The 566-nt window shown below is 46.6% G+C and carries 1 pseudogene; it reads left to right on the top strand.

What is annotated here, in order from left to right:
• Window positions 1-449: pseudogene (locus tag ACOCD2_RS25420) on the top strand (DDE-type integrase/transposase/recombinase); the annotation flags it as partial.
• Window positions 450-566 lie beyond the last annotated feature (117 nt).

Raw genomic sequence — 566 nt, 5'->3', positions numbered from 1 at the left:
TAGTTACGTTACGTGCAGAAAACGAAGAAGCACAACAGGCCAAGCACAAAACCTTCAAGGACTACGCACCCGGCTTTGTGCATGTGGATGTCAAGTATCTCCCACAAATTGCCGATGAACCCAAACGGACATATCTGTTTGTTGCCATCGATCGAGCGACACGCTGGGTTTACCTGGAAATTCTACCCAATAAAAGCGCTCGCAGCGCCAAAGGGTTTCTTCAACGGTTGATCAAGAAGGCACCTTTTATCATCACCAAGATACTGACGGATAATGGCAAGGAATTTACCGATCGCTTTGTTGCCAACGGTGAACGTAAACCTACTGGTCAGCATCCTTTTGATCAGGTGTGTCAGGTAGAAGATATTGAGCACCGTCTGATCAAGCCAAAACACCCTCAAACCAACGGCATGGTGGAGCGTTTTAATGGAAGGATCAGCGAGATTCTAGTGTAGTGTTGCATTTTGCATGGAACTTAACCGGCGATTAGCACGAACAACTTTAGCCAAGATATCCTTAGCCTTGGCTGTCCAGATGAATGGCTTGGGTTTTTGGTTGTGTATGGC

This window comes from Thiolapillus sp. (genome assembly GCF_048562965.1).
Taxonomy (GTDB): Bacteria; Pseudomonadota; Gammaproteobacteria; order Chromatiales; family Chromatiaceae; genus Thiolapillus; species Thiolapillus brandeum_A.
Note: the sequence above shows the minus strand (reverse complement) of the source record. Positions and strands in the feature narration are given on the sequence as shown.